This is a genomic window from Sphingomonas sp. 28-62-11 (assembly GCF_002278865.1).
In the GTDB taxonomy this organism is placed as follows: Bacteria; Pseudomonadota; Alphaproteobacteria; order Sphingomonadales; family Sphingomonadaceae; genus Sphingomonas.
The window spans coordinates 46,339-72,390 of the sequence record NZ_NCGB01000009.1; the positions used below are offsets into that span (position 1 = coordinate 46,339).

30 protein-coding genes and 1 pseudogene are annotated in these 26,052 nt (G+C 62.8%); 20 read left to right on the forward strand and 11 right to left on the reverse strand.

Annotation, left to right across the window (positions count from 1 at the left end; translation table 11 throughout):
- Positions 1–34: 34 nt before the first annotated feature.
- Together B7Y49_RS04250 and B7Y49_RS04255 are read left to right on the forward strand one after the other, a co-directional pair.
- Positions 35–1,813, forward strand: a complete 1,779-nt coding sequence (locus tag B7Y49_RS04250) for a diguanylate cyclase (RefSeq protein ID WP_374126330.1) — start codon at positions 35–37, stop codon at positions 1,811–1,813.
- Positions 1,814–1,873: 60 nt separating this feature from the next.
- Entirely contained in the window at positions 1,874–2,668 is a 795-nt protein-coding gene (locus B7Y49_RS04255; protein ID WP_374126331.1) for an NUDIX hydrolase, read from the forward strand.
- An 18-nt stretch (positions 2,669–2,686) separates the two neighbouring features.
- Here the strand turns inward: B7Y49_RS04255 and B7Y49_RS04260 are convergent, their stop codons facing one another.
- The 4 genes from B7Y49_RS04260 to B7Y49_RS04275 form a co-directional block, all read right to left on the reverse strand.
- Positions 2,687–3,238: a hypothetical protein gene (locus B7Y49_RS04260; RefSeq protein ID WP_374126332.1), complete on the reverse strand. Its 552-nt coding sequence runs from the start codon at positions 3,236–3,238 to the stop codon at positions 2,687–2,689.
- Between the two features lie 160 nt (positions 3,239–3,398).
- Positions 3,399–3,674: a hypothetical protein gene (locus B7Y49_RS04265; protein WP_374126333.1), complete on the reverse strand. Its 276-nt coding sequence runs from the start codon at positions 3,672–3,674 to the stop codon at positions 3,399–3,401.
- 54 nt (positions 3,675–3,728) lie between these two features.
- Positions 3,729–4,505 (reverse strand): transglutaminase family protein, encoded by a 777-nt coding sequence (locus tag B7Y49_RS04270; RefSeq protein ID WP_374126334.1) that lies wholly within the window; start codon positions 4,503–4,505, stop codon positions 3,729–3,731.
- A gap of 100 nt (positions 4,506–4,605) precedes the next feature.
- Positions 4,606–5,343 carry a Bax inhibitor-1/YccA family protein gene (locus B7Y49_RS04275; protein WP_374126335.1) on the reverse strand — a complete coding sequence of 246 codons (738 nt, stop codon included), beginning with the start codon at positions 5,341–5,343 and terminating at the stop codon, positions 4,606–4,608.
- Positions 5,344–5,459: 116 nt separating this feature from the next.
- On the opposite strand from B7Y49_RS04275, the gene thpR reads away from it, so the two are divergent.
- From thpR to B7Y49_RS04290, 3 genes are all read left to right on the forward strand, one after another.
- Positions 5,460–6,008 carry an RNA 2',3'-cyclic phosphodiesterase gene (gene thpR, locus B7Y49_RS04280; protein ID WP_374126336.1) on the forward strand — a complete coding sequence of 183 codons (549 nt, stop codon included), beginning with the start codon at positions 5,460–5,462 and terminating at the stop codon, positions 6,006–6,008.
- Positions 6,009–6,106: 98 nt separating this feature from the next.
- Entirely contained in the window at positions 6,107–7,666 is a 1,560-nt protein-coding gene (locus B7Y49_RS04285) for an MFS transporter (protein WP_374126337.1), read from the forward strand.
- 186 nt (positions 7,667–7,852) lie between these two features.
- A complete protein-coding gene (locus B7Y49_RS04290) occupies positions 7,853–8,101 on the forward strand; it encodes a hypothetical protein (protein WP_374126359.1) in 249 nt (82 codons plus the stop codon).
- Positions 8,102–8,122: 21 nt separating this feature from the next.
- Here B7Y49_RS04290 and B7Y49_RS04295 read toward each other — a convergent pair whose 3' ends face one another.
- Positions 8,123–8,659 carry a superoxide dismutase family protein gene (locus tag B7Y49_RS04295; RefSeq protein ID WP_374126338.1) on the reverse strand — a complete coding sequence of 179 codons (537 nt, stop codon included), beginning with the start codon at positions 8,657–8,659 and terminating at the stop codon, positions 8,123–8,125.
- A gap of 314 nt (positions 8,660–8,973) precedes the next feature.
- Between B7Y49_RS04295 and B7Y49_RS04300 the strand changes: the two genes are divergently transcribed.
- From B7Y49_RS04300 to B7Y49_RS04350, 11 genes and pseudogenes are all read left to right on the forward strand, one after another.
- The gene (locus B7Y49_RS04300; protein WP_374126339.1) at positions 8,974–9,219 is read left to right on the forward strand and encodes an exodeoxyribonuclease VII small subunit; all 246 of its coding nucleotides are present in this window, start codon (positions 8,974–8,976) and stop codon (positions 9,217–9,219) included.
- A 7-nt stretch (positions 9,220–9,226) separates the two neighbouring features.
- Positions 9,227–10,126: a polyprenyl synthetase family protein gene (locus B7Y49_RS04305; protein WP_374126340.1), complete on the forward strand. Its 900-nt coding sequence runs from the start codon at positions 9,227–9,229 to the stop codon at positions 10,124–10,126.
- The gene (gene coaD / locus B7Y49_RS04310; RefSeq protein WP_374126341.1) at positions 10,123–10,629 is read left to right on the forward strand and encodes a pantetheine-phosphate adenylyltransferase; all 507 of its coding nucleotides are present in this window, start codon (positions 10,123–10,125) and stop codon (positions 10,627–10,629) included. Before B7Y49_RS04305 ends, coaD begins: the two co-directional genes overlap by 4 nt.
- 163 nt (positions 10,630–10,792) lie before the next feature.
- Positions 10,793–11,293: pseudogene (locus B7Y49_RS04315) on the forward strand (peptidylprolyl isomerase); the annotation flags it as partial.
- A 206-nt stretch (positions 11,294–11,499) separates the two neighbouring features.
- Complete coding sequence (gene queA / locus B7Y49_RS04320) at positions 11,500–12,546, forward strand: S-adenosylmethionine:tRNA ribosyltransferase-isomerase (RefSeq protein ID WP_374126342.1); 1,047 nt, start codon at positions 11,500–11,502, stop codon at positions 12,544–12,546.
- Between the two features lie 145 nt (positions 12,547–12,691).
- The gene (locus B7Y49_RS04325) at positions 12,692–13,219 is read left to right on the forward strand and encodes an EF-hand domain-containing protein (protein ID WP_374126343.1); all 528 of its coding nucleotides are present in this window, start codon (positions 12,692–12,694) and stop codon (positions 13,217–13,219) included.
- Positions 13,216–13,902 (forward strand): HAD hydrolase-like protein, encoded by a 687-nt coding sequence (locus B7Y49_RS04330; RefSeq protein WP_374126344.1) that lies wholly within the window; start codon positions 13,216–13,218, stop codon positions 13,900–13,902. Before B7Y49_RS04325 ends, B7Y49_RS04330 begins: the two co-directional genes overlap by 4 nt.
- Complete coding sequence (gene tgt / locus B7Y49_RS04335) at positions 13,899–15,026, forward strand: tRNA guanosine transglycosylase (RefSeq protein ID WP_374126345.1); 1,128 nt, start codon at positions 13,899–13,901, stop codon at positions 15,024–15,026. The genes B7Y49_RS04330 and tgt overlap by 4 nt, the downstream gene beginning before the upstream one ends.
- Positions 15,027–15,060: 34 nt before the next feature.
- Positions 15,061–15,267, forward strand: a complete 207-nt coding sequence (locus B7Y49_RS04340; protein ID WP_374126346.1) for a hypothetical protein — start codon at positions 15,061–15,063, stop codon at positions 15,265–15,267.
- A 48-nt stretch (positions 15,268–15,315) separates the two neighbouring features.
- Positions 15,316–18,156, forward strand: coding sequence for a pitrilysin family protein (locus tag B7Y49_RS04345; protein ID WP_374126347.1), 2,841 nt, complete (start codon positions 15,316–15,318; stop codon positions 18,154–18,156).
- 173 nt (positions 18,157–18,329) lie between these two features.
- Entirely contained in the window at positions 18,330–19,307 is a 978-nt protein-coding gene (locus B7Y49_RS04350; protein WP_374126348.1) for a cell wall hydrolase, read from the forward strand.
- A gap of 10 nt (positions 19,308–19,317) precedes the next feature.
- On the opposite strand, the gene B7Y49_RS04355 is transcribed toward B7Y49_RS04350, so the two are convergent.
- The 5 genes from B7Y49_RS04355 to B7Y49_RS04375 all read right to left on the reverse strand — a co-directional run bounded on the left by B7Y49_RS04355 (position 19,318) and on the right by B7Y49_RS04375 (position 24,230).
- On the reverse strand, positions 19,318–21,237 hold the full coding sequence (locus B7Y49_RS04355) for a S9 family peptidase (RefSeq protein ID WP_374126349.1): 1,920 nt from the start codon (positions 21,235–21,237) through the stop codon (positions 19,318–19,320).
- 114 nt (positions 21,238–21,351) lie between these two features.
- The gene (locus tag B7Y49_RS04360) at positions 21,352–21,678 is read right to left on the reverse strand and encodes a hypothetical protein (RefSeq protein WP_374126350.1); all 327 of its coding nucleotides are present in this window, start codon (positions 21,676–21,678) and stop codon (positions 21,352–21,354) included.
- 132 nt (positions 21,679–21,810) lie between these two features.
- Entirely contained in the window at positions 21,811–22,236 is a 426-nt protein-coding gene (locus tag B7Y49_RS04365; RefSeq protein WP_374126351.1) for a glycine zipper 2TM domain-containing protein, read from the reverse strand.
- A 142-nt stretch (positions 22,237–22,378) separates the two neighbouring features.
- Entirely contained in the window at positions 22,379–22,831 is a 453-nt protein-coding gene (locus tag B7Y49_RS04370) for a PA2169 family four-helix-bundle protein (RefSeq protein ID WP_374126352.1), read from the reverse strand.
- 157 nt (positions 22,832–22,988) lie between these two features.
- A complete protein-coding gene (locus B7Y49_RS04375) occupies positions 22,989–24,230 on the reverse strand; it encodes a hypothetical protein (RefSeq protein WP_374126353.1) in 1,242 nt (413 codons plus the stop codon).
- Between the two features lie 213 nt (positions 24,231–24,443).
- Between B7Y49_RS04375 and B7Y49_RS04380 the strand changes: the two genes are divergently transcribed.
- The 4 genes from B7Y49_RS04380 to B7Y49_RS04395 are packed head-to-tail and all read left to right on the forward strand — an operon-like array spanning position 24,444 to position 25,601.
- Entirely contained in the window at positions 24,444–24,725 is a 282-nt protein-coding gene (locus tag B7Y49_RS04380) for a BrnT family toxin (RefSeq protein WP_374126354.1), read from the forward strand.
- The gene (locus B7Y49_RS04385; RefSeq protein ID WP_374126355.1) at positions 24,685–24,996 is read left to right on the forward strand and encodes a BrnA antitoxin family protein; all 312 of its coding nucleotides are present in this window, start codon (positions 24,685–24,687) and stop codon (positions 24,994–24,996) included. Before B7Y49_RS04380 ends, B7Y49_RS04385 begins: the two co-directional genes overlap by 41 nt.
- A gap of 51 nt (positions 24,997–25,047) precedes the next feature.
- Entirely contained in the window at positions 25,048–25,281 is a 234-nt protein-coding gene (locus B7Y49_RS04390) for a DUF433 domain-containing protein (RefSeq protein ID WP_374126356.1), read from the forward strand.
- Complete coding sequence (locus B7Y49_RS04395; RefSeq protein ID WP_374126357.1) at positions 25,278–25,601, forward strand: DUF5615 family PIN-like protein; 324 nt, start codon at positions 25,278–25,280, stop codon at positions 25,599–25,601. The genes B7Y49_RS04390 and B7Y49_RS04395 overlap by 4 nt, the downstream gene beginning before the upstream one ends.
- 50 nt (positions 25,602–25,651) lie before the next feature.
- Here the strand turns inward: B7Y49_RS04395 and B7Y49_RS04400 are convergent.
- A partial coding sequence (locus tag B7Y49_RS04400; protein ID WP_374126358.1) for a hypothetical protein occupies positions 25,652–26,052 on the reverse strand: 401 nt, incomplete at its 5' end.

Sequence of the window (26,052 nt, forward strand, 5' to 3'; positions counted from 1 at the left end):
ATCCTAGGATACGCGCGTCGATCCTGCGGTTGGAGTGCGCGCGATAGTTTCCGGTCATCCTTACCAGCGCGCCTGCCTAGTCGGCATCGGCTACTTCGTTGCCGCCACATCGATGATCGTCCTGACGCGGTTCGAAGGTGGCGTAGCGGTGCTGTGGCTGGCGACCGCACTGCTGGTGGCCGAATTGATGACGCTGTCACGCGATCGCTGGATGCCGACGCTGCTCGCCTGCGGCATTGCCAGCTTTATGGCGACCGGCCTTTTCGGTTTTGGCTGGGTGGCAGCAGCGCCCTTGGTGATTGTGAATATCGGCGAGGCGGTGATTGGTGCCGCGCTGATCAGCCGGTTGGGCTACCGCAAAACCTATCTCGATTCACTTAGCGGCGTCAGCATCTTTGCGCTGGTTGGTTGCTGTCTGGCCACAGCGATATCGTCGGTACCGGCCGGGCTGGTCGTCGCTGGGCTGACGGGCATGTCGGCAACGAAAGAGGGGCTAGCCTGGTTTGCCGGACACGGGTTGGGCACGCTGGCGTTCGCGCCGATCTTCACGCTGCTGTTGAGCGGCGAGTTTTCACGCGCGATCAAGGCCGCCAATCGACGCCAGATCATCGAAGCGATCGTTCTGCTCGCCATCATGGTGGTGGCGACGCTCGCGGTATTCACCGTCAATCACATGCCGCTCTTGTTCACGCTGACCCTGCCGCTGATCATCATCGCCTTCGTGCTCGATCGCACCGGGGTGGCGACGGCGATTGTTATCTTGACGATCATCGGCGGTACCGAAACGCTGCTCGGCAACGGGCCGATGAGCCTGGCCGGAGAAACGTTGACGCGGCAGGCGCAGTTGTTCCAAGTCTATTTGGCCGTCACGGTGATGACGGTGCTGCCGGTGTCTGCCGTGCTGAAGCAGCGCAAGGTGATCTTTCGGCAATTGGCGGACAGCGAATCGGCCTACAAGCTGATTACAGAAGCGGCGACGGACATCATCCTGCGGCTCGATATGAACGGCGTGATCAGCTATGCATCACCGTCGGTTCGCGAGATTACTGGCTTTGAAGCCGCTGAACTGATCGGCCGTCGCCCGCACGACCTGATGGGGGCCGAGGACGAAGCCGCGGTCGTTGCTGCCTATCGACAGGCGATCCAGCAACCCGATCTGCCCTCATCGGCCGAATATCGCGCCTCAGTCGCCAATGGCGAAATGCGCTGGTTCGAAGCGAACATCCGCGGCGTCTTCGTCGACGGCGTGCCGACCGGCTGGGTCAGCGCGATCCGTGACATCTCGCAAAGGAAATCGCTGGAGTTCAGGCTTGCGCACGCTGCCACCACCGATTCCCTTACCGGTCTTGGCAACCGCCGCGCGTTTGACGGTCTGCTCGATCGCCGGATCGATGATCGACGCAGTGGTGCGGCGCCGAGCTGCGTCGCCATCTTCGACATCGATTTCTTCAAGCGCGTGAATGATGCGCATGGCCATGCCGTGGGCGATATGGTGCTCGAGACCTTTGCCGCCGCAGCCCTGCGCACGCTGCGCGCGGGTGACCATGTGGCGCGGCTGGGCGGCGAAGAGTTCGGACTGATCCTGAACGGCGTCGATGTGGCCCAAGCATCGCACATCTGTAACCGACTCCGAATCGCCGTGGCGCAAGACATTACCCGCGCGCCCGGCGGCATCGCCGTATCGATTACCGTCAGCGCGGGGCTCGCGCTGATCGACGGATCGAAGACGCGACTGCAGATCATGCGCCAGGCCGATGATGCGCTGTACCGGGCAAAAGCAGGTGGCCGCGACCAGCTGGCCATCGCCGCCTGATGGCGGACGTCTGATGCCAAGGCGGTAGGATAGTGCGGGGTTCTGATCTACGGTTGCGTCATGGCCCATGATCCCGTTCCCTTTACACCCGTCGATGAGGCGCAGATCGCCGAGGCAATCCCGGCGGCAACGCTCGTCCTGTTCCGCGATTCAGCGGCGGGCCCGCCCGAGCTGCTGATCGTCGAACGCGCCCGCGCGATGGTGTTTGCCGGTGGCGCCCTAGTATTCCCTGGCGGGCGGATCGACCCCGAAGATTATGCGCTCGCCAGCGTGCACGCCCCCGATGACGACTATGGCGCGGCACGGATCGCGGCCATTCGCGAAACAATTGAGGAGGCCGGGATCGCGGTTGGCCTGTCACCTATCCCCAATGCCACCCAGCTGGCCGATCTGCGGCGCGGCCTGCACGCGGGCGAACCCTTTGGCGCCTTGCTGGCCGGCCATGGATTAACGCTCGATCTGGCCGCGCTGATCGCCTTTGCGCGCTGGCGCCCCGCCCACGCGCATATGCGGATTTTCGACACGCTGTTTTTTCTGGCAGCCCTGCCCGACGACGCACCCGATCCGATCGTCGATGCAACCGAGAATAGCCGCGTTTTCTGGATGAGTGCGCAAGGGGTGATTGACGAGGCTGATGCTGGTCGTGCGGCAATCATCTTCCCCACGCGGCGCAATCTCGAGCGGCTGGCGCAGTTTGACAGCTTTACCGAAGCCGTGGCCCATGCCCGCGACCATCCGGTGACAGTGGTGACGCCCTGGGTGGAAACACGCGACGGCGAAACGCTGCTGTGTATTCCCGAGGGGCTTGGTTACCCGGTCACCACCGAAGCGATGGATGCCGCGATGCGCGGGTGAGCAACCGTTTCGACCAGATCAGCTCGGCAGCGCGGTGCTATCCACTTTTTCGACCCAATGCGGGAAGAACGACGGCTGGCGATTCGACCAGCCCGATGCGGTGGCGGCGGCCTCGCTGATCGACTGCAGCAACTGTCGGCGCATCTCGGGGTGGAGGTTCGGCAGCGCGGCGGCCGCACAAAACGCCCCCGGCAACCAAGGCCTGATCTGCGCCCCGATCAACCGTTCGTACAGGAACCGATAGCAGGCAAAGGTCGTCAGCCGACCCTGCCCCAGATCAAACGCGCTGACGGTGACGAGTGGTCCCAGAAACTGTTCGACCGATTCGAGACCGCTATCATCGGGGATCATCGCGCGGATATCAGGCAGGCGATCATAAAGGCGGGATTGCGCACGGATGCTGGCGGCCTCCACCACGTCGCGCGACCAGCGCTCCATCGCATCTTCGCGATCAAGGCCAATGTCGAGCGAACGCCGGATGTAGCGCTGGGTCGCCGCGCTGAACCCGGCGAACTCCTTCATTTCGGCCAATGCCATGGCACCGGCGGCTGGCTTCATCCTTGCACTCATCGCCTCATCCTGACCTCGCTTGCCTCGATCGATTCGAAACATGCGCCAACATGGTTAACAGCATCCTTAACAATGCCGCAGAATGATATTTGACATAATGTTCGGCAAGATCATTTTGCAACGCAGTATCGCACCGACGCAAATGGCAGGAGCGCCGCCGTCATTTACAACGAAGCGCCGCCTCTACATTCTCATCAAAGCCCGATGACGGCGCGGGCTGGGTGTTGCTGCCGGGTGGCGTTTGCGACGGCGGATCGGAGGCGTCCATCGATTCGTCGAGCGCTCGATCAAGCTTGGCCTGGGGCGATGCCGGATCACGAGCAAGCCGCTCGACAATCGATTCGTCCTGGCCAGCCTGCTGGCGCGGATCGGTCGCAACGGCCCGGACGGCGTCGCTTTCGGGTTTAGTTTTGGCATGTTCTGGCGTGTCGGTCACAATCGCTCTCCCAATTCGTTGTAATCCGTCAACGAACCGGGAGCGGGCCTGTTCCTAAATCAGGCGCACCTGCACCTGCTGATCGTTCATCACCGTGCGCCCAAAAACCGTCATGAAGGCGATATCAGTGGCATCGCGGCCGACGGCCACACGGGCAAGATCATCGCAGCCCGCCATCCCCGTCGGGTCCATCAGGTGCCAGCCATCGGCCAGCCAGACTTCGCATACCGCATGAAAATCCTGCGGCTCGACATTGGGGGCATAGGCAGAAACACAGCGCGCCGGAATGCCCCCTGCCCGCGCCAGCGCGCACATCAGATGGGCATAATCCCGACAAACGCCGCGGCGATCGGCAAACGTCATCATCGCCGTCGTCACGCCGCTGCTCGTGCCGCCTTCGTAGCGCAGATTGTGGTGCACCCAATCGCGTATCGCGACCGCCATCGCGCCACCTTCAAGCCCGCGGAATTCGGCATGGACAAAGCCTTCGAACCGGTCTGACTCGCAGTAACGGCTGGGGAGCAGGTACGAAATGATTTCCCCGGGCAACGCACGCGGCGGGGCAGCGGCGAGCGTCGAGATGTCGACCGTTGGCCGGTCGATCGATACCACGGCATGATATTCCGCGCGGAAACTGCCGGTGCCCCGCGCCAGACAGCGCTGGCCGATCCCGTCTTCGCCGATCACCGCGACGAGCGGCGTATCGGTCCAGACCTTGAGGTCCTGCAGCTCGAGCTTCTGATCCGGCAACGCTGCGACCTCGATCTGCAGCAAAACATCCGCTGCGTCCTCAATCCAGTAATCCAGCATGACGTCTATCGCGAGGCGCATTCAATTTCCCGGGGAGCTGGAGGCTGGAGAGATCGTGAGAACAAACAAAAGGCCCGGCGAGTTTCCCCGCCGGGCCGATGTTCAGGGGTTGTCCTGGTGCCTAGTCGCGGCTGCTGCCGAACAGACGCAGGATAAACAGGAACATGTTGATGAAGTCGAGGTACAGCGTCAGCGCCGACATGATGACCGTGCGGCCTTCATACTCGGTGCCGGCAACGGCGGCATACATGCTCTTCACCTTCTGCGTATCGTAAGCCGTGAGGCCTGCGAACAGCAGCACGCCGACCATGCTGATCACCAGCGAGAGCGGGCCCGACTGGAGGAACAGGTTGACGAGGCTGGCGACGATCAGGCCGACCAGACCCATGATCAGGAAGGTGCCGAATGCCGACAGATCCTTCTTCGTCGTGTAGCCCCACAGGCTGAGGCCTGCGAAACCGGCGGCGGTCGCGAAGAACGCACCCGCAATCGAGGTACCGGTGTACTGGAGGAAGATCGTCGAGAGCGACAGGCCCATCGCGACGGCAAAGCCCCAGAACATTGCCTGCAGCGTGCCCATCGACATGCGGCCCTGGCCAAAGCTCATCGCGAAGACGAAGCCGAGCGGGGCGAGCATGAAGACATATTTCAGCAGGCCGGCGCCGCCAAATACCTGCGCCGCCATGCCGCTGGCGGCGAAGCCGAGCGCGACGATGCCGGTGAGCAGAATGCCCGACGTCATGTAATTATAGACCGACAGCATATAGGACCGCAGCCCAGCGTCATACGCAGCGCCGCGGACGCCAGCGCCGCTTGCGAAAGCCGCAGCGTTCGGCCGGGGATCAGACCAGTTAGCCATTTCGAATAAACTCCTTTTCCCGGCAAAAAACCGGATAGCGAGAATATCGGCGCTCCCCGGTTCATTTTCAAGCGAAACCGGTTGTCTGGATTGTTGCTGGGCGGCATGGCGGCCCCATGATGCACCGCCTGTTCGTTGGCCTGCGCCCACCGCGCGAGATCCGCGCCGCTCTGATCGCCATCATGGGGGGCATCGCCGGCGCACGCTGGCAGACCGACGATCAGCTCCATCTGACGTTGCGGTATATCGGCGAAGTCGACCACCGCACCGCCGAGGACGTCGCGCTGGCGATGGCGCGCCTCCACGCCCCTGCGATTACTGTCGCGCTGCAAGGCGTTGGCCGGTTCGAAAAGCAGGGACGCACCGATGCGATCTGGGCCGGTGTGTCACCGGGCGAGGCGCTGGCCCGGCTGCACAAGAAGGTCGATCATGCCCTGATCGCCCTTGGGTTGCCCGCTGAGGGGCGCGCCTATCTACCGCATATCACGCTGGCGAGGCTGGCGCGCGGCCTGGCGGTCGAAGGCGAGATTGATGCGTTCATCGCTGCCCAGGCGGGGCTCGCCAGTGCGCCCTTCCCTTTCACGCACGTCACCCTGTTCGAAAGCCATTTAACGCGGGACGGCGCGCGGTACGAGCCGGTCGATCGCTGGCCCATGCACGGCTGAACCGCCATCGCGCTCCTCGACCGAACAATATCGCTTCCGCATCGGCGCATCGCTCTGCTAGCGCGGTGGAAACAGTGTTTAGTGATTAGGGGACGAACATGGCTGACGCGCAACCGGGCATTGAGCCCCAGGCACCGCGCTACGCTTGGTATGTCCTCGCCATCCTGTTCATCGTCTATGTGCTGAATTTCGTCGATCGGCAGATCATCTCGATCCTGGCGGAAGACATCAAACGCGACCTTGGCTTGCGCGATGAGGATCTGGGATTCCTTTACGGCACCGCGTTCGGCGTCTTTTATGCGCTGTTCGGCATTCCACTCGGGCGGCTGGCGGACAACTGGCATCGGGTGCGCCTGCTGACCTTTGGGCTGACATTGTGGTCGGCGATGACAGTCGTGTCGGGCTTTTCCAAAAGCGGGGCGATGCTGGCTGGCGCGCGCGTCGGCGTTGGTATTGGCGAGGCAACCGCGGCGCCATCGGCCTATTCGCTGATCTCGGACTGGTTCCCCCGGCGGCTGCGGGCCACCGCGCTCGCGATCTATTCAGCAGGGCTGTACGTCGGCGGCGGCATTTCGCTGGGCATTGGCGGGCTGATCGTGTCGAGCTGGAATAATGCCTATCCCGGCGGCGGTCCGCTGGGGTTGGTCGGCTGGCAGGCGGCGTTCATGATCGTCGGCCTACCCGGATTGCTGCTCGCGCTGGTGATCGCGACGTTGCGCGAACCCATCCGTGGCCAATCGGAGGGGCTTCCACCACCCGTACCGCATCCTGCCCCCTTCCGTGCCTTTTTCGCCGATCTCTTGACGATCGTACCCCCGTTGACCCTCATCGGCGCTGCGCAAGGCGGGCTCCGGTCGTTCATCACTAATGTAATCGGCCTGGCGATCGTCTCCGGTATTGTCGCGGGGTTGATCGCGTTGGGCGAGCCAGCGCCGCAGTGGCTCGCGGTTGGCATCGGCGTGTATGCCGTTTTTTCCTGGGCCAGCGCGCTGCGACGCCGCGATCCGCCCACCTTTGCACTCATCATCGGCAACCCGGCGTTTTTGTGCGTGGTCGTTGCTTACGGGCTGAACGCCTTTCTCAGCTACTCAGTCACCTTCTGGGCAGCACCCTATGCGATCCGCGTTCTGGGTGCAGCGCCGGGGACGGCCGGTTTCATCATCGGCGGCATGGGTGCGATGTCCGGCTTTTTGGGCGTCACTGTGGGCGGCATCATCGCTGATCGCCTTCGCCGCAATAACCCGGCTGGTCGGCTGCTCGTGGTGATCTTCGGCGCCGGCGTGCCGTGGATCGCAATCCTGACGGCGTTCACCACCACTGACATCACGCTTTTCTACATCATGCTTTTCCCTGCTCAGGCACTGGCAAGCTGCGCGCTTGGCGCGGCTGCAGCGACGACGCAAGATCTGGTGCTGCCCCGGATGCGCGGGACGGCAACGGGCACCTTCCTGATCGGCACCACGCTGATGGGGCTGGCAATGGGGCCCTATCTTGCGGGTCGAATTTCGACGCTGTCTGGAAGCCTGTCGATCGGCGTAATTACACTATTATGTACCGTGCCGATCACGGTAACGGCAGCAATTTTCGCTTATCGCCTTGTTCCCAAAGCAGAAGCGAACCGAAAAGCACGTGCACGGGACGCGGGAGAACCGATTTAATGCGATGGTCAACTGTGTCTTAACGCTTCGCGGATGACAATCGGGCAGCAAGTTGCTGGGAGCCCGTTACTTATGTTTTCTGTCGAAATCTTGATCAAGCCCAACGAAAATCGCCGCAGCCCAAGAATTGATGTCGACATTCCCGCGACGATGACGGGGAACAGTAATTGGCGATAAATCTGTCGGATCGCCGACCTGTCGTGCCACGGTGCCCGACTAGCAACCTTTACTGCATTGCCCCGCGGCACGGTGCTATGGTTACAATTGCCCGATCAGCCCGCCCGTAAAGCCGAAGTCATTTGGTCGGACGATTTCAGTGCCGCCTGCCAATTCTATCAACCGCTATCGGAAAACGCCGTTGTAGGGCTGGTCGGACGGTTCGGGTTCAAGGTCGAACCCGAACGCCCAGTCGAACATATGATTATGGTCGCCTGACTGGAAGGAGAGATCAACGCCCTAGTTGACTGAGAACACCCCGCACGCAATCCGCGCGCCGCTCTTGCCCGATGGATCGGTCATCATGTCATCGGCGGCGGCGTGGATCACCATCGCGCCGCCATCGGCATCGAGCAACCCGTCAAGCGTGCCGCCGGGGACCAGCACGCCCAGCGTGCCGCGCCCATCGGTACCGATGATGATGTTCGGCAGATCGCCTTCATGGGGGCCAGCCGGGTTAAGCGATCCGTGCTGGGTGCCCGCCGGGTTCCAGTGACCACCCGCCGTCATGAAATCCGGACCGTCGCAGCGTCCGGTGGTATGGATATGGGCGCCGTGGGTGCCTTCCGGCAGCCCGGTCGCATCGATCGTAACCCGAAGGCCCCCGGTTACTTCGCGCGCCGTCGACCTGCCGACGGGGGTTCCAGCGGCGGTCAGCAACGATGCCACTGCGATCCTGCCCGCCGGAAGCTGCGCCCCCATATCATTGGCTCCAGAGGCACAGCCGCCCATGCCGATCACTGCCAATGCCGCGCCTGCCATGATTGCGATTCGCATGCTGTTTGCTCCCTTGAATGAACTCATGTGAGCCTAACCCGTTGCCATAAAGCGCGCCAAGCCCATCGCGACGATTTTGCCCTATCAAGTCAATTTATCAGGGTTTCATGCAAGTTTTTCGACCGCATGAACCGCAACGCCGTCTACTGTCGCCCCTGTCCCGCCCTTACAACGTCCGATCTTCCAAAAAGGGAGCGAGTGATTGCCCGTCGACGATCGATTTCGTTGCGACAGCACGGTCAACGGCCACACCAATGCATTTCCGCCCGCTCTGCTTCTTGACCCTCGTTGCCCCCCTGCCCCATAGCGGCACCATGGATGCCGCCGTTGCCATTGATGATTTGTCGTTTGAAGACGCCCTGAAAGAGCTGGAGCGCATCGTCGCCCGGCTTGAGAGCGGGGACGAACAGCTCGACAGTTCGATCACTCTATACGAGCGCGGCAGCCAGCTCCGCCAGCGTTGTGCCGACCGGCTGGATGCAGCGCAGGCCCGGATCGAAGCCATTCGGCTCGATAGCGACGGGCGACCGGTCGGCACCACTCCCTTTGCGGCGGGCTGATATTATCATGGCGCAAGCCTCGTTGTCGCTGAAGGCGGCACTTTCCGAAGTTTCGACAGAAATTGATCGCCGGTTCGATCAGTTGCTGGCAATCCCCGACGATCCCCGGGCCGATCTGTATAGAGCGATGCGGCATGCCGCGATCGGCGGCGGCAAGCGGCTGCGGCCACTGTTGGTCTATGCCACGGCACAGTTGTTCGGCGTTGACCGCGAATGTGCCGGTCGCGCGGCGATCGCGATCGAATGCATCCATGTCTATTCGCTGATCCATGATGATCTGCCAGCAATGGATGATGACGATCTGCGCCGCGGCAAGCCCACCGTCCACAAGGTCTACGGCGAGGCCACAGCGATCCTGGCAGGCGATTGCCTGCACGCGCTGGCGTTCGAGGTGCTCGCCGATGTGGAAACGCATGCCGATCCGTTTGTCCGCGCCGAGCTCGTCCTTGATCTTGCCCGCGCTGCTGGTCCCACTGGCATGGCGGGCGGCCAGATGATGGACATCGAAGCCGAAAAGGCCAGCTTCGACCTGCCGACGATCACGCGGCTGCAGGCCATGAAAACCGGCGCACTGATCGCGAGTTCGGTTGAGGCCGGGGCCATCCTTGGCAAGGCACCCGCCGAAGCCCGCACCAGTCTTCGCGGCTATGCCCGCGATGTCGGCCTGGCGTTCCAGATTGCCGATGATCTGCTCGATTATGAGGGTGAAGAGGAAAAGATGGGCAAGCGCGTCGGCAAGGATCAGACCGCCGGCAAGGAAACGTTCCTGTCGCTGCTCGGTGTCGATCGTGCGCGCGAACAGGCCAGGTTGCTGGTTGAACAGGCCGTCGCCCATCTCCAGTTCTATGGTCCCGAGGCTGATCTGCTGCGTGACATTGCCCGTTACACGCTCGAGCGTGATCGGTGAGCGTCCGCACCGGGGTATACCCCGGCACCTTTGATCCCGTGACGCTGGGCCATATGGACATCATTCGGCGCGGCGCGAAGCTGGTCGACCGGCTCGTGATCGGCGTGACCACGAACCCCAGCAAATCACCGATGTTCACGATCGACGAACGCATGGCGATGGTGAAGCGCGAAGTGGCCGATGTCGGTGGCGAGATTCACGTCGTCAGCTTCGATTCGCTGCTGATGGACTTTGCCGAGCGGGAAGGTGCCGGCGTTATCGTGCGCGGCCTGCGTGCGGTAGCCGATTTCGAATATGAGTATCAAATGGCTGGGATGAACCAGCAGCTGAACAACCGGATCGAAACCGTGTTCCTGATGGCAGACGTTGCACTGCAGCCGATCGCGTCACGATTGGTGAAGGAAATCGCGATGTTCGGTGGCGATATCCATAAATTCGTGCCCCCCGCCGTCAATGACGAGGTGGTGGCGCGCGTGAATCGGATCGGCCGCAAGGGCAGCTGACGCGCCCACCTTGCGGCCGCTGTTTCGATCTGGCTGCGATGTTCAGATTGGCGCAATGCCGGATTTGTTCTAAGCGCCGTTCAAATCGCTTTTGTGCGGGGATGTGATGCGTTTTATTGCCAGCCTGATGACTGCCGCCCTGGGTATCCTGATTGGGTGCCTGATGATTTTTCCCGCGAGCGCGCAGCTCATCAAGGCCGAAGTGGCCGGGCGAGCGCCGGTGTCCGATTTCAACAACAAGCAGAACCTGCTGTATCTCGATCTGTCGACCGGCGGCCGTGTTGTCATCTGGCTCCGGCCTGACGTGGCACCACTGATGGTCGAACGAATCAAGACGCTAACCCGCAAGGGCTTTTATGACGGCCTGTTGTTCCACCGCGTGATCGACGGCTTCATGGCGCAGACGGGTGACCCCAAGGGCGATGGCACGGGCGGGTCCGACCTGCCTGACCTGAAAGCCGAGTTTAACTATCTGCCGCATGTTCGGGGCGCCGTATCAGCCGCTCGTGCATCCAGTGAAGACAGTGCAAACAGCCAGTTCTTCATCGTTTTCCAGCCAACGCTGAAGCTCGACCGGAAATATACGGTGTTTGGCCGTGTGCTCGAGGGCATGGCCTATGTCGATGCCATCGAGCGCGGCGAACCGCCGGCCAATCCCTCGCGGATCGTCCACGCCTATATCGCAGCAGACGGGCCACCGCCCTTCAATCCGACGCCAGTAACCCCCGCAGCCGATCTCGGCGCACCGGTCACCTTGCCGATGAAGGCGCCATCCCCCGCGCCCGCGCCGGCCAAAGCCAAGACTGCTGCGAAAAAGACCCCGCGCTGATCGCAGGCGACATTTTTCGTCATGGCTGAAAGTTGTTCGCCGTGAAAGTGGATCTGTTTGATTTCGACCTGCCCACCGACCGCATCGCGCTTCGGCCTGCCGCGCCGCGCGACTCGGCTCGGCTGCTGTCGGTTTCGCCTGCTGGCCTTGACGATCGCATCGTCAATGAACTCCCGCGACTGCTGAACCCCGGCGACCTGCTGGTGTTCAACGATACCCGGGTGATCCCCGCCCAGCTAGAAGGGCGGCGCGGCGATTCCCGCATCGGCGCGACGCTCCATAAGCGCGAAGGGCCACGTCGGTGGCGTGCCTTCATCCGTAATGCCAGGCGGCTCCACGATGGCGATGTCATTGAATTCGGTGACGATGCAGTAGCCATCGCCAGCGACCGCGGTGCGGATGGCAGCTTCGCGCTCGATTTTCTGGGGGAAGAGCCCGTCGAGTTGCTGCTCGACCGGGTCGGCCGGATGCCCCTGCCCCCCTATATCGCCGCCAAGCGCCCCACCGATGCGCGCGATGCCGATGATTACCAGACGATGTTCGCGCGGGAAAAAGGCGCCGTTGCCGCCCCGACCGCGGCCCTGCATTTCACGCCCGATCTGATGGCGGCGCTTGATTCAGCGGGGATCGGCCACGCCACGTTGACGCTCCATGTCGGCGCAGGCACTTTCCTGCCGGTCAAGGCCGATGACACCGCTGATCATGCGATGCATGCCGAATGGGGGCGGATCGACGCCGATACCGCCGACCGTTTGAACGCTGTGCGCGCTGCAGGCAATCGCGTGATTTCGGTCGGCACGACAAGCTTGCGCCTGATCGAAAGCGCCACCCGCGCTGATGGCATCATCGAGCCGTTCGAGGGCGATACGTCGATCTTCATCACCCCCGGCTACCAGTTTCGCGGCATCGACGGACTGATCACCAATTTCCATTTGCCGCGCTCGACGCTGTTCATGCTGGTCAGCGCCCTGATGGGGCTGGAGACGATGCAGGCAGCGTATGCCCATGCCATCGCCAGCGGCTACCGGTTCTATTCCTACGGCGATGCGAGCCTGTTGCTGCCGCACCGATCGACCAGCGGCACGTGAATCGCGCTGGTCGAGACCAATCCGGGTGAAAAATGACGCCCGAAGCCGCCGATCGCGCCAAGCAGGCTATGCCAACGCCCCCAAAGGCGGCTATCGCTCATCCGTAATGGCTCTGCCCCGACGATCCTCCCCCGAAAGGCCTGGCATGCGGCTTGTTGCTGCAATGATCTGCATCGTCGCGATGGGGGCACTTGCACCGGCGGCGGCCCAACGCGCACCGGATGCTGCTGTGCAACCGCGGGTGCCACCGATCACCCAGCCGCCCAGTGCGACGATCATGGCCGAGCCGGTTGCGCTGTTCCTCGGTGCGACCGATGCCGATGGCGATGCGCGCGTTACGCGGGCGGAAGCCCAGGCAGGCGTCGCCCGCAGCTTTGCAACGGTCGAAACGACCACGCCAGGATCGATTGGCTATATCGGCCTGTCCGAATGGGCGGAACGCTGGCTGGGCGATCGCAATGCGCTGCCCAGCGCCTACGAAACCGATACCGACGCCGATAACCGGATCACGCTTGCCGAACTTTCCGCGCAGATCGACCGGACCTTTACGCGGCTTGATCGCAACAAGGACGGGGTGCTCGTCCGCAGCGAACTGCTGACGCTGGACAGCGCGCGTGGGCAAATCGGGCGCGGGCTGGATGGGCGCGGACGGCGTGGGCGACCCGTGCCATGACCGCGCCTGCCACCGCTGGTGCAGGCCACGACCCGCGCTATCAGCTCGCGATTTTCGATTTCGATGGCACGCTGGCCGATAGCGGCGATTGGTTCCTGTCGATTGCCGACGATCTTGCCGAGCGGTTTCGATTTCGCAAGGTCGATCCGGCCGAGATCGAGGGGCTACGCGGCCGGACGAGTCGTGAAGTTGTCCGATATCTCGGAATCCCACGCTGGAAAATCCCGGCTATTGCGCGCCATATTCACAAACGGCTCGCCAGCGAGACTGATCGGATCGTGCTGTTTGACGGCGTCGAGGCAATGATCGCGGAACTGGTGGCGAGTGGGGTGCGCATCGCGATTGTCACCTCCAATGCCGAGGGCAATGTCCGCGCAATCCTGGGGCCGGAAATCGTCGCGAAGATTGAGATGTTCGAATGCGGCGCATCGCTGTTCGGCAAGGCCCGCCGGTTCCGGCGCGTGCTGCGCAAGCTCAACGTCGACAAGGAACATGTCATCGCGATCGGCGATGAAACGCGGGACATCGTGGCGGCGAACAAGGTCGGCGTCGATAAAGCTGCTGTGATGTGGGGCTATGCCAATCGCGCGATCCTGACCGCGTTAATGCCCGATATGGTGTTTGATTCGCCGGGTGAAGTAACCGATTTCCTGCTCAGGCAGCCACGCGAGGCAGTGGCTTGAACGAGCGGTTTGCGTTTACGATTGCTGCCACCGACGGGCGCGCCCGGACCGGGCAGATCGCGATGCAGCGCGGCATCATCCGCACGCCTGCTTTCATGCCGGTGGGCACTGCAGCAACCGTGAAGGCGATGAAGCCCGCCGATGTCCGCGCCAGCGGGGCGGACATTATTTTGGGCAACACCTATCACCTGATGCTGCGCCCCGGTGCCGAGCGCGTGGCCAAACTGGGCGGTCTGCACGGTTTCATGGGTTGGGACCGCCCGATCCTGACCGACAGTGGCGGCTATCAGGTGATGAGCCTGTCCGATCTCACTACCCGCAGCGAGGATGGGGTGACGTTCAAGTCGCACCTTGACGGCAGCCGCCATACCCTATCGCCCGAACGGTCGATCGAGATCCAGCGGCTGCTCGGATCGGACATCGTCATGGCGTTCGACGAGCTAGTGCCCACCACATCAACGCCCGAGGTACAGCAGGCTGCCATGGCGCGGTCGATGCGCTGGGCGAAGCGATCCCGCGCCGCGTTCGATGGCGGCGGCGCGCATGCCGAACGCGCAGCGATCTTTGGCATCCAGCAGGGCGCGCTTGATGAACGCTTACGCAAGGCGAGCGCCGACGCGCTGATCGAGATCGGCTTTGATGGGTATGCCGTTGGGGGCCTGGCGGTGGGCGAAGGCCAGCCGGCCATGTTCGCGTGCCTCGATTTCGCACCGGGCCAGCTACCTGAAGATAAGCCGCGCTATCTGATGGGGGTTGGCAAGCCCGACGATATCGTCGGCGCGGTGGAGCGCGGTATCGATATGTTCGATTGCGTACTGCCGACCCGGTCGGGCCGCACTGGCCAGGCCTTTACCCGGCACGGCGCCATTAACATCTGCAACGCGAAATTCGCCGAGGATCTCGGCCCGATCGATCCAAGCTGCGCGTGCCCGGTGTGCAAGGGGTGGAGCCGCGCCTATCTCCATCATCTGGTGCGATCCGCCGAAATTCTCGGCGCGATGCTGATGACCGAGCATAATCTGTGGTTTTATGAGACGTTGATGGATGATTTGCGTCGCGCCATTGCAGAACAAAGGCTGACAAGCTTCGCGCAAGGCTTCAGAACGGACTATGCTGGCGCTTGAATAGCCCGAGCGTAACGGCGGTGAGGAGAGTAACATGGCCGAGATGAACGAAATCGAAGCGGCAGCCCATGCCGCCAAGCGCGTGCGCGAAGCCGCCGAGGTTACCGATCAGGAGAAACAGGCCAAGGCCAAGGAAGGCAAATGGCCGCTCGTGCCGATCGGCATCGGGATCGGCATCGGTTCGGCCGCGCTGGCGGCGGCGCTGCTCTATGCCCGCAGCGGTCGCAAAGACCGCGACTGACCGATTGCCGTCTGCCTGACCTGCCCTTCTTCCTGCCGGAGTAATCGCATGCATTTCGCACGTGCCGCCCTTTTCCTCAGCGTTGCCGCTCTGCCGTTCACCTCGCAGGCAAAGACCACCCGGCTGCCTAGGGCGGCAACCACGGCCGTAAAGCCGATCGCCTATACCGAACGCACGCTTGCCAATGGCCTGCGCGTCTATGCGATCCGCGATACCGGCACCGCGACTGTATCCGTGCAAGTCTGGTACGACGTCGGATCCAAGGACGATCCCAAGGGCAAATCGGGCTTTGCCCACATGTTCGAACATCTGATGTTCAAGGCGACACGCAATCTGGTGCCCGAACAGTTCGATCGCCTGACGGAGGATGTCGGCGGCTTCAACAACGCATCGACGAATGACGATTACACTAATTACTACCAGACGGTACCCGCCAACCACCTCCAGCGGTTGCTGTTTGCGGAAGCTGACCGGATGGCGACGCTGGTCGTCGAGCCGACGACCTTCGCGTCCGAACGCGATGTCGTGAAGGAAGAATTGCGGCTACGCGTGCTCGCCCAGCCTTATGGCAAACTCTTCTCGCTCTACTTCCCCGAAATTTCGTATACCACGCATCCTTATGCCCGTCCCGGCATTGGCAGTATCGCCGATCTGGAAGCCGCATCGATCGACGATGTCCGCGCGTTCCACGCGACCTATTACCGGCCCGACAATGCCGTGCTGGTGGTGGCGGGCAATTTCGATCCTAAGCAGCTCGATGCCTGGATCGATCAGTATTTCGCAGGCATCAAAAAGCCTGATCGCCCGATCCCGCGCGTTACCGTGACTGAGCCCGAACGGACCGCTGCGATCACGCGGACGGTGTATGAAGATAACACCCCGCTGCCGGCGATCATCATGAGCTATCCAATTCCCGCCGACCGCCACCCCGATTCCGCGCCATTGGCGGTGCTGAACGCGATCCTGTCCGCCGGGGAAAGCTCACGCCTCTATGAATCGCTGGTCTACCGCGATCAGACCGCGCAGGCAGCAGGTACCTTCCTCGATTCCAAACAGTCGACCGGTGCGTTTGCCGTCTATGCGATCCTGGCGGGCGGCAAGACGGTCGAAGCGGGCGAGGCTGGGCTGAAGGCGGAGATCGCCCGCATTCGCGACAAGCCGGTTTCTGCCGCCGAGCTGACCGAAGCGAAAAACCAGCTGCTCACCGGCGCGATCAGCCAGCGCGAGACCGCAGACGGCAAGGCATCGGCCATCGCCAGCGCAGTGATCATTGATGGCGATCCCCGCGCTGCTGATCGCCAGCTGACGGCGCTTGCCGCGGTAACCGCCGCCGATGTCCAGCGCGTCGCACGCCGATACCTGGCTGAGAATCGATCAGCGACGGTACGCTATCTCCCCGCCACGCCCGGCGGGCCAAAGGGCGATGCGATTGACGTGGCACCGACGGTGCAAGTTGCCGCGCTCGCCGCACCCGCCGATATTCAGGTCTTCACGCCCGCCACAGCCGCCGAGCGCATCTTGCCGCCTGCAGCTGGCGCGCCCATCGCCGCTGCCATCCCGACCCCCGTCGAGACGCGGCTCGCCAATGGACTGCGCGTCATCGTGGTCGAAAAGCATGATCTGCCGCTGATTTCCGCCACCGTAGTGGCGACACCCGGTGGTGGCGCTGCTGATCCGGCCGATCGCGCCGGACTGAACAATCTCGCTGCGGCACTGCTCACCAAGGGCACGAAGACCCGTTCGGCAACCGATATCGCCCGCCAGATTGAATCACTTGGCGGATCGATCAGCAGCGACGCCGATTGGGACGGCGCATCGGTGAGCGTTGCAGTGAAATCGGATCAGGCATTGCCCGCCATGGCGATCCTTGCGGATGTTGCGATGAACCCTGCCTTTGCGCAGGACGAAATCGATCGAGCACGCACCCAAGCAATCGACGGGATCGGCGTAGAGTTGAAGGACCCAGCCCGCCTCGCCGGGTTCGTTGCGGCCCGCGCCGTATTCGGTGGATCGCCCTATGGCCATTTGCTGTCGGGCACACCAGAATCCCTGAAAGCGGTTACCCGCGCCGACGTGACCAACAGCTATGCGGCCAGCTGGCGACCGGATCGGGCGGCGCTGGTGCTGGTCGGTGATATCACGCTCACTCAGGCCCGCGCGCTGGCAGCCAAGAACTTTGCTGCATGGAAAGCGCCAGCCGGTGCTGCGGCAGCGCCATCGGTGGCACAACAAACCTACCCCGCCCCCCGCGTGATCGTTGTCGATTTCCCCGGTGCCGGTCAGGCAGGCGTAGTCATCTCGCGCGTCGGCATCGCCCGCAAAAATGCCGATTATTACCCTGCGGCCGTCGCCAATGCGACGCTGGGGGTCGGCTTCTCGTCGCGGCTAAACCAGGAAATCCGCATCAAGCGCGGGCTTGCTTATGGGGCCGGCAGCTCGGTTGCGGCACGGCGGCAGCCCGGCCCGATCAGCGCGAGCACCCAGACCAAGAATCCTTCCGCCGCCGAAGTCGTATCGCTGATCGTCGCCGAAATGAAGCGCCTCGGCAGCGAAAAGGCGCCTGCCGCTGAACTGGATACGCGAAAGGCCGTGTTGATCGGCGGCTTTGGCCGATCCGCCGAGACGACTGGTGGAATCGCCAATTTGATCGGTGGCTATGTCATCGACGATGTGTCCCTAAGCGAGCTGCAGACCTATGCCGCGCGGATCCAGGGCGTCGATCCGGCAGCGGTGCAGGCAGCAGCAGCCAAGCTGCTTGATCCCACCACCGCCAGCATCGTCGTGGTCGGGGAGTCCAAGGCGTTCATCGATGATCTGCGCAAGGCCTATCCTGGCCTCGAACTCATCCCGGCCTCGGCGCTCAAGCTGGACTCGCCGACGCTCAAATAGCCAGAAAATTACATTAACCATCAATCGTTTCGCGGTGGGACAGGCCGAAATCTGCCCGCGCGAAGCGTTCTGAAACCGGCTATGGCGCTTGGCGCCGTAGCGATGCTGCACGGTGGCGGTGCAAAAGGTATTCAGGCGTGTTCTGGCGGCGATGGGCAGGGCAACAGATAAGGATGGCGACGGCGGCTGCTGTCGTAGCTGTCGTGTGCCTTGGTTTTTCGGCACAGGCCGCGATCCGCGCGATCATCGCCAGCCAGCAGCATCAGTCGCGCACCGTCGCCAAGCCTACGGGGTATGAAGCGACGGATCATTTTCCGGGTGCAGCACTTTATTATGTCGCCGATGATGAAGCAGCGCCCGCCGCCGGGGTAACCGGCACCGCCAAACTTCCAGACACACCGATTCCTGCCGATGCGCTGGCAAGCGCAGCCGATGGCTCGATCCACCCCGCTGCGCCCTTTTCGATGCGGCGCGCCAGCGCCACGGATCGTGCTCGTGCGCTGCAATGCCTGACGGCGGCGATCTATTATGAAGCCGCCAACGAACCCGATGCGGGGCAGCGCGCGGTCGCGCAGGTGATCCTCAACCGGGTGCGCCATCCCGCGTTTCCTGCGACTGTCTGCGGGGTAATCTATCAGGGGTCCGAACGCACCACCGGCTGCCAGTTTAGTTACGCCTGCGACGGATCGATGGCGCGCCTTCCAGCACGCGCCAGCTGGTTGCGGGCAATGCGCGTCGCAGGAGCGATGCTGTCAGGCAGCGTTGAGGCGAACGTCGGCACCGCGACACATTACCACACCTATGCCGTCACCCCGTCCTGGAACCGGCAGCTGGTGATGACGGCATCGATCGGCGCGCATTTTTTCCACCGTTGGCAGGGCTATTGGGGCACGCCGGGTGCGTTTCGGCAAACCTATATGGGCGGCGAACCCTTTCCCGGCCCGCATGCCCGCCCTGCCCAGCCAACCACCGCACCGGTGATCGTCGCAGCCAGCCCAGCACCGCTACTTAAACCCCGCACGTCGGCGGCGTTGATCCAGCCTGCCTATGCCCAAAGTGGCCTGCCCCAACCGGGCTACACGCCCACCGCAACGCTGCCGGAATCGACCATCCTCGATAAATGGAAGGACAGCGGCAAACCGATCCGCTGATCCGCGCCGCTTACTTCCCGCCCAGATATTTGTCGAACCACGCAATCGTCCGCTTGCGCAGATCGGCGGCATTGGCGGGGCTGCGGATGCCGTGTCCTTCCTCGGCATAGATCACCAGGCTGGTCGGCACGCCCAGATCCCTCAGCGCGTGCCAATATTCGACCGACTGGGTCGGCGGCACTTCGATGTCCCGCTCACCCACATAGATGAAGGTCGGCGTCTTGGCGGTCTTCATGAAATAGATCGCAGAGGGCGCCTTGTACGCATCGTAATCCTCATACAGCGTCTTGCCAAAGAACGGCAGCATCCACTGATCGATACCGTTGGTACCGTAGTAGCTGATCCAGTTCGACAGCCCCGCGCCGGCGACAATCGCCTTGAAGCGGTTGGTCTGGGTGTTGGTCCACATCGACATGAAGCCGCCATAGCTGCCGCCCATCATGCCCAGCCGGTTGTCATCGACTGGTGCGACCTTTTCCACTGCATCGATGCCGGTCAGGATATCGCGGAGATCGCCGCCGCCGAAGTCGCGGCGATTGGCCTGCACGAACGCCTCGCCCTGGCCATAGCTGCCGCGCGGATTGGGGTAGAACAGATAATAGCCCGCTGCGATCAGATCGGCATTCGTGCCGCGTTCCATGAAGTTGGGCGTGCTCGCAGAGGCCGGGCCGCCATGGACGACGGTGATCATCGGCGCCTTTTTTGCGGGATCAGCGTTCAGCGGCGCGAGCAGCCAGCCCTGCACATCGAAGCCGTCATTCTTCCACGTGATGCTACGGGCCGAGACGATCGGCTTGACCGTGTCATTATCCTTGGTGATCTTGCGCGGGGAGCCGACAGGGCCAGCATAGATGGCGGGTGCGGTGGTGTAATCCTGCACCACGGTTGCGACCTGCCTGCCATCGGCGCTGAACACCGCTCGCCCGTCGCCCGCGCCAAAGCTGGCAGGCCGGCTGAACAGCGGCGCGGAAAAGCCCGTTGTCGGGCTGACCGAGACGATCTGGGCCTGATCGCCCTTCAGTACGGTCGCGCGCAGGCCGCCGCTCGTCCAGTCCAGCGAGGTCGCCGTTGCCTTTGCCCCCGCGGTGACGTTCACCGGCGCGCCGCCCTCGAAAGGCACGGTCCACACATCGCCACCGATGGCGCCAAAGTCGCTCATCAGGCCGCCGATATAGGCGACGGTCTTGCCATCGGGGGATACGCGCGGGTGGTTGAGCTGGGTGGCGGGCTTGGCGATCTGTCGCACCGCGCCGGTCGCTGCATCGACCGCGTCGAGCGTTGCGACCCACCAGTTCGAATCGCCATTGCCAAGCGCGCTGGTGACGACGAACCCCTTGCCGTCGGGCGTCCAATCATATTCGTAGATATAGCGACCCTTGGGTGACACTGGCTCAATCGACGCGGCCGGTGCCGGCTGCCCGACCAGGTTGAACACCGCCAGCCGTTGCTCATCATTCTTCTCGCCGATTTCACCGACCTGCCGAACGCCAGCCTGGGCTGCCCCCGCCTCCTTCGCCGCGCCGATCGTTACCAGCAGCGCGATGCGCTTGCCATCGGGGGAGAAGCGCGGCGTCTGGGCGATGCCGGGGATCGATGCAATTGTCGTGACGGCGTCGGCCGCTGCGGCGCTTGCCACGCGCAGGGTGACGTTTCCTGCCCGGGCATCCCGAGCGAGGAACGCCAAGGAGCCATTGGCTGCGAAGGTCAGCCCGGAATAGCTGCACGTCGCACAGGGATCGATTGTCGAGACGATCTTGCCGGTCCTGGTCGCCCGCAGCGTGATTTTCGGGTGCCCGCCATCGCCGGTTTCGACCGTAGCAGTCCGGCTGCCCGATGCGTTGATCGCCAGCCCGCCATATTGGCGCGTCGCGGCGATGGCCGATGTGCTGGTGGCGGCAAGAATGACGGCGACGATCATCGAACTACGCATCTAGATATTCTCTCCCCTGTTTCATCGTCGGATAGCACAGCCCGTGCCGCCCACAAGCCGCAAGGGGCCCGCCATCGCTGGCGAGCCCCCCCAACCGAGCCGTTACCGCCAACCTTAGCGATACTGGCGATCACGCTTCTGGACCTGGATCCGGCGGCTCAGCACATCCAACCGCTGATCGAGATCGCGCCGCTCGGCCAGCGTCAGGCCCGGACGGCTGCGACGGTAATTGGCCTCGAGCCGGGTAAGGGCGCGGAACTGGGTCCGCAGCCGATACGCTTCGTTGCGGTTGAGCGCGCCCGAACGCACGCCCTGATCGATCCGCGCGCTCAGATTGGCCTGGCGCTGGTTGATCGACTGCGACGTTTGCGCATGGGCAGCCGCGGGAAGTGCAATGGCCGCAACGCTGAGCACGGCGGCGATGACAGAAAATTTACGCATCAAACTCACTCCTTGGTTTGCGACCTGAACAACGGTCGACAACAAAAATGCCTTTGTCGTGTCGCTGAAGAATGTCGGCCGGCCGGGGAAAGTGTCGCAACTTATCCCCGGCCCGCACGGCATTCGCGCCGCTTAGCGGCAGCGCGCGTCGTTACGCTGTTCGTTCTTGTCAATCGCATTACCGGCAATCGCGCCACCGGCACCGCCGAGCAGCGTGCCGAGCACCTTCGAGCCACCCGGGGCGATCAGATTGCCGAGCACACCGCCGACGATCCCGCCGACCACCAGCCCGGTCGTGCCATCGGGACGGCGGCAATAGTAACGCCCGTCCTGGCCACGATACACGCGGTCATTCTCACCCAGACGGCGCTCCTGATAGCGGCGGCGATCCTCGCGGTAATATTTGTCGGCATAATAGCCGCCATACTGCGGATCGGGATTGTTATAATCATACTGGCTATAGCTGGCGTAGCGCGGGTCGGCGCCGGTATTGCCATAGGTTTCGCAACCGGCCAGCAGGGTCGAAGCGGCCAACAGGCCGAGTGTAATCGCGCGCATGGACATTCTCCTCAGGGGTACTGAAGGGGTGAATGCTTGGGGGCGGCTTTCGTTGCGTTAACCATGCTACCCATAATGCACCGCCCGCCAATGCCGGGGCGGGCATCGACGGGCGGCGGTCGCCTAGCAGGGCGAATTCTGATCAATCGACCAGGCTGTGCTTCAGATCGCGCATCTGATCATGCCCGGCGCGGACCGATTGATACGCCGTGCTGATCACCGCCTGCACGGGTGCCGAAACACCGTCATCGGCCATCGCGGCCTCATATTTGGCTTTGATGTGATCCTCGCCCTCCTCAACCGTGCTGACGACCGCGGCATCATCATTGCCGGTGATCGCCGCCTTCAAGTTGAGGAAGGCGCGGTGCACGCCAGCCAGCAGCGTGCCGCTATCCTCAGGCGTGCCGCCGAGCCGTGAGACCTCGCCGCGCAGCTGCTGCACCACCTGCTCGCGCTCCGCCGCGCGCGACCGGAAGATATCGGCGAAGCGATGGCTTTCAGTATCGGCCACTGCCGTGCGGTACCCCTCTGCGCTGTCGAGCGTCGTTGCGATCAGGCCGTTCAGCGTGCGGATATCGTAACTGGTGTCGTTCATTTCAGCCTCCATGTAATGGTTTGGATAGAACGACTTAGTCGCGGGAAAGGCGCAAACGACCGGGCCGATTTGCGGGGCGGCTGGACGGGGGTGGAACGGTTGGGGTGCTGCCCGCGCCGGTGCTCCCTCCCCCACCGTCATTCCCCTACCTCCACCGTCATTCCCGCGAAGGCGGGAATCCAGCTTCTTCCTCGACCGTTGCCAAGGCAGCTGGACCCCCGCCTTCGCGGGGGTGACGATGGAGAGGGGGAAGGTCGGGCTCGCGGGGGTGACGGATAGGGCAGGAGAAAGGCGGGTCCGATTGGATCAATTCAACATCCCCTTCGCCCACCTCATCCCCATCCCCCTCACCCGCCTCCCCAAAGAAATAGGCCTGCGCCGCCGCGCGGCCTTCCGCCATCATCTCTTCGCGCTCGGCCTTTTCGCGGATCAGATACGCTGCCAATTCGGCCTCGGTGAGGTCGCGCTCGTAGTTTTCGTCGCCGAAACTGCCGTCCTCATCCCCGTCGAAATCGGGCGGCGGGGGGAAATCGGTGCGGTAGCGCGCACTGTGCTCGCACCACCTGACTTCATAGCCGCAAAAGCCCGGATCCTCAGCGAACGCATCGTCGTCATCTGCCTCAAATTCGTCGTCGTCCAGATCGTAAAGTTGCGGAAGTTGCCGGTCTCCACGCATGCTGATCCCAGCCCGCCCGCGCTCATCGGGCGAAGCGGCGAGCGCGACCAGCCCGGCGGCCTCCGCACGCTGCCATTGATCGGCCGTCCACCCGGCACGATCAGCAAGATCAAGATCGGCGACCGGCACCTCCTCCGCCAGTGCGGTGCCGGTGCGGCACCAGCGATCGGCGCGGGCGAGCGCGATGATGGGGGCAAGATCGGCATCGCTCGCCTCCCCCGCGGCCCGCAGCCCCAGGAACAGCCCGGCGCGCGCGGGCCCCTCATCGCGATCGACCAGATCGAGAAACGCATCGAATTCCTGCGCGACCAGCCGCGCCGCGTGGTGCGTACCATCATTGCTGAGGCCATCGGCGAGCCGATCGAGCCGGGCGAGCATCGCGCTGGCCAGGCGATTATCATAGCGGTGGCGGCTGATCGTATCGCCATTGGGGCGCGTAATTGTTTCGACCTGGCCATCGAGCGCGCGCGCCAGCAGCACATCGGCGATCTTCTCCCGCGCCAGCAAGGTCGCCGCCTGCCAGCCAAGCGCAAAGGTCGCCCCCGCCGCGCGCCGGCGAAACGCATAGGCCGATTGGTGCGTCAGCCCGACCAGCCGACACGCCGCCTCCACCGTATGGCCTTCGGCAACGGCGGTGAGGAAGCTGCGCTGGCGCTCCGCCGTCCAGCCATCGGCGCGTTCGGCGCGGGGGCGCGGGGCGGCGGCGTGATCGAGATAGCTCATGCGTGCTTCTCCCCAAGGCAAAGGCTGGTGCGAGGGGCGGGTGCGGCCTGAGGGGCGGCGTGGCGGGTTTGGTGCGGGGCGTGGCGGTGGTGGGGCATCGGGCTTCCCTTCGTCGATCATTGCGGTTGCACATGAGAACAAAAAGGGAATATGGTCACGAAAAATCCAACAATACCAGTGAGTCCTTGACGCGCCACTTTATGGAGTTACATAATGGGGAAGTGGGAGATCAGCTTCGATGCCGCGAAGCGCCGTACAACCCTGCTGACGCGCGGTCTGGATTTTGCCGACGCGGCAAAGGTGTTCAATGGGCCGGTGTTCGAAGCAGAGGATACGCGCTTCGCCTATCCGGAGCAGCGCTACTCCACGATCGGGCTGCTGGATGGTCGCATGATCGTGATCATCTGGACCGAAACGGTGACCGGGCGACGCGTGATATCGATGAGGAAAGCCAATGACCGAGAACAAGCCAAATACCGATCCAAGCTCCAGTGACGGCTGGCTTGATCCGGCCGACGATGCGCCCGAATGGACCGACGAGATGTTCGAGATGGCCGCCTATATCGTTGGCGGTAAGGTGATCCGCCCGGCGACGGGCTATCTCGGCCCGAACGGCATGGTCCGCGGCCGCCCGCCGGTGCGCGGCGTGGCAAAGCAGCAGGTGACGCTGCGCATCGACCCCGACGTGATCGCCAAATTCCGCGAGGGCGGCCCGGGCTGGCAAGCGCGGATGAACGAAGCGCTGCGGAAGGCGGTGGGACTTTAGCGCAAGCTTCCCTAGTTGAAAATTCGAGCATTTCCTGACACCTTCGCGCGCATGACGCTCCCCGGCCATCCCCGTATCGCGATCGACCCTGCCGTGTGCGGCGGGCGTCCGATTGTGGCGGGCACGCGGATGCGGGTGCGTGATGTGCTGGAAATGCTGGCAGGGGGCGCGACCCCGGCCGAAATCACCGCCGATTTCCCCTATGTCGGTGAAGAGGATGTGCGCGCGGTGCTGGCCTATGCGGCGGGCCTCGCCGATCACCCGGTGGTCATCGCCGCCGAATGAAGTTCCTGATCGACGCGCAACTGCCGCCCGCGCTGTGCCTCTGGCTGCGCGAACGCGGGCATGATGCGGTGCATGTGCGCGACATCGGCTTGCTCGATGCCAGCGACCTGACGATCGCCGCGCGGGCCGAAGCGGCAGGCGGGGTGCTGATCAGCAAGGACGAGGATTTCGTCGTGCTCCGCCTGCCCGATCGATTTGCGTTGCTGTGGCTGCGGTGCGGGAATGCAACGAACCAGGCACTGACGGCTTGGTTGGCGCCTCGGTGGACGGAGATTGTGGCACTGTTGGAGAACGGGGAGCGGTTCGTGGAGGTGCGGTAGGTTTGGGATTTAGTGCACTGTGACCGCAATCTATTTTCTGATAAATACGATCACTCTATATGTTCGATTGATATCTTGGTCTCGACGTAGGATTTCCTGATTTCTATTACCGCAAGTATCGTTTCTGCCAATCTATAGAACGTATATATACATTCTAGAAAAACGAATATTGCAACGGCTTTAAGTGTCGAGAAGATCACCAATTGAAATAGACCAACATAGTACTTCAGTTCGGCGACGTTGAGATTTACCTTTTTACAAATCGTCTCCGCCATAACCCCAGCAGAATTGGGAATTTCTAGTTTCGTACTAATAAACATTATAATCGCTAAATCTATTAGAGCTAGTATAATAAATAGCTTGGAACGCACTGCGAAATTGTGCCCAAGAATCTTAAGCCTTCCCAGATCGAAAAGGTCATTTTCGTCAGCTGGATCAGGCAGGCCTGCCA

Excerpts from the sequence above, each read along its gene's own strand:
- B7Y49_RS04285 (WP_374126337.1), top strand. The coding sequence starts at position 6,107 with ATGGCTGACGCGCAACCGGGCATTGAGCCCCAGGCACCGCGCTACGCT.
- B7Y49_RS04325 (WP_374126343.1), top strand. The coding sequence starts at position 12,692 with ATGCGGCTTGTTGCTGCAATGATCTGCATCGTCGCGATGGGGGCACTT.
- B7Y49_RS04275 (WP_374126335.1), bottom strand. The coding sequence starts at position 5,343 with ATGGCTAACTGGTCTGATCCCCGGCCGAACGCTGCGGCTTTCGCAAGC.
- B7Y49_RS04390 (WP_374126356.1), top strand. The coding sequence starts at position 25,048 with ATGACGCTCCCCGGCCATCCCCGTATCGCGATCGACCCTGCCGTGTGC.
- B7Y49_RS04330 (WP_374126344.1), top strand. The coding sequence starts at position 13,216 with ATGACCGCGCCTGCCACCGCTGGTGCAGGCCACGACCCGCGCTATCAG.
- B7Y49_RS04395 (WP_374126357.1), top strand. The coding sequence starts at position 25,278 with ATGAAGTTCCTGATCGACGCGCAACTGCCGCCCGCGCTGTGCCTCTGG.
- B7Y49_RS04375 (WP_374126353.1), bottom strand. The coding sequence starts at position 24,230 with ATGAGCTATCTCGATCACGCCGCCGCCCCGCGCCCCCGCGCCGAACGC.
- B7Y49_RS04295 (WP_374126338.1), bottom strand. The coding sequence starts at position 8,659 with ATGCGAATCGCAATCATGGCAGGCGCGGCATTGGCAGTGATCGGCATG.
- B7Y49_RS04370 (WP_374126352.1), bottom strand. The coding sequence starts at position 22,831 with ATGAACGACACCAGTTACGATATCCGCACGCTGAACGGCCTGATCGCA.
- B7Y49_RS04305 (WP_374126340.1), top strand. The coding sequence starts at position 9,227 with ATGGCGCAAGCCTCGTTGTCGCTGAAGGCGGCACTTTCCGAAGTTTCG.
- B7Y49_RS04270 (WP_374126334.1), bottom strand. The coding sequence starts at position 4,505 with ATGCGCCTCGCGATAGACGTCATGCTGGATTACTGGATTGAGGACGCA.
- B7Y49_RS04365 (WP_374126351.1), bottom strand. The coding sequence starts at position 22,236 with ATGCGCGCGATTACACTCGGCCTGTTGGCCGCTTCGACCCTGCTGGCC.
- B7Y49_RS04260 (WP_374126332.1), bottom strand. The coding sequence starts at position 3,238 with ATGAGTGCAAGGATGAAGCCAGCCGCCGGTGCCATGGCATTGGCCGAA.
- B7Y49_RS04350 (WP_374126348.1), top strand. The coding sequence starts at position 18,330 with ATGGCGACGGCGGCTGCTGTCGTAGCTGTCGTGTGCCTTGGTTTTTCG.
- B7Y49_RS04380 (WP_374126354.1), top strand. The coding sequence starts at position 24,444 with ATGGGGAAGTGGGAGATCAGCTTCGATGCCGCGAAGCGCCGTACAACC.
- B7Y49_RS04355 (WP_374126349.1), bottom strand. The coding sequence starts at position 21,237 with ATGCGTAGTTCGATGATCGTCGCCGTCATTCTTGCCGCCACCAGCACA.
- thpR (WP_374126336.1), top strand. The coding sequence starts at position 5,460 with ATGATGCACCGCCTGTTCGTTGGCCTGCGCCCACCGCGCGAGATCCGC.
- B7Y49_RS04345 (WP_374126347.1), top strand. The coding sequence starts at position 15,316 with ATGCATTTCGCACGTGCCGCCCTTTTCCTCAGCGTTGCCGCTCTGCCG.
- B7Y49_RS04340 (WP_374126346.1), top strand. The coding sequence starts at position 15,061 with ATGGCCGAGATGAACGAAATCGAAGCGGCAGCCCATGCCGCCAAGCGC.
- B7Y49_RS04360 (WP_374126350.1), bottom strand. The coding sequence starts at position 21,678 with ATGCGTAAATTTTCTGTCATCGCCGCCGTGCTCAGCGTTGCGGCCATT.
- B7Y49_RS04385 (WP_374126355.1), top strand. The coding sequence starts at position 24,685 with ATGACCGAGAACAAGCCAAATACCGATCCAAGCTCCAGTGACGGCTGG.
- B7Y49_RS04255 (WP_374126331.1), top strand. The coding sequence starts at position 1,874 with ATGGCCCATGATCCCGTTCCCTTTACACCCGTCGATGAGGCGCAGATC.
- B7Y49_RS04300 (WP_374126339.1), top strand. The coding sequence starts at position 8,974 with ATGGATGCCGCCGTTGCCATTGATGATTTGTCGTTTGAAGACGCCCTG.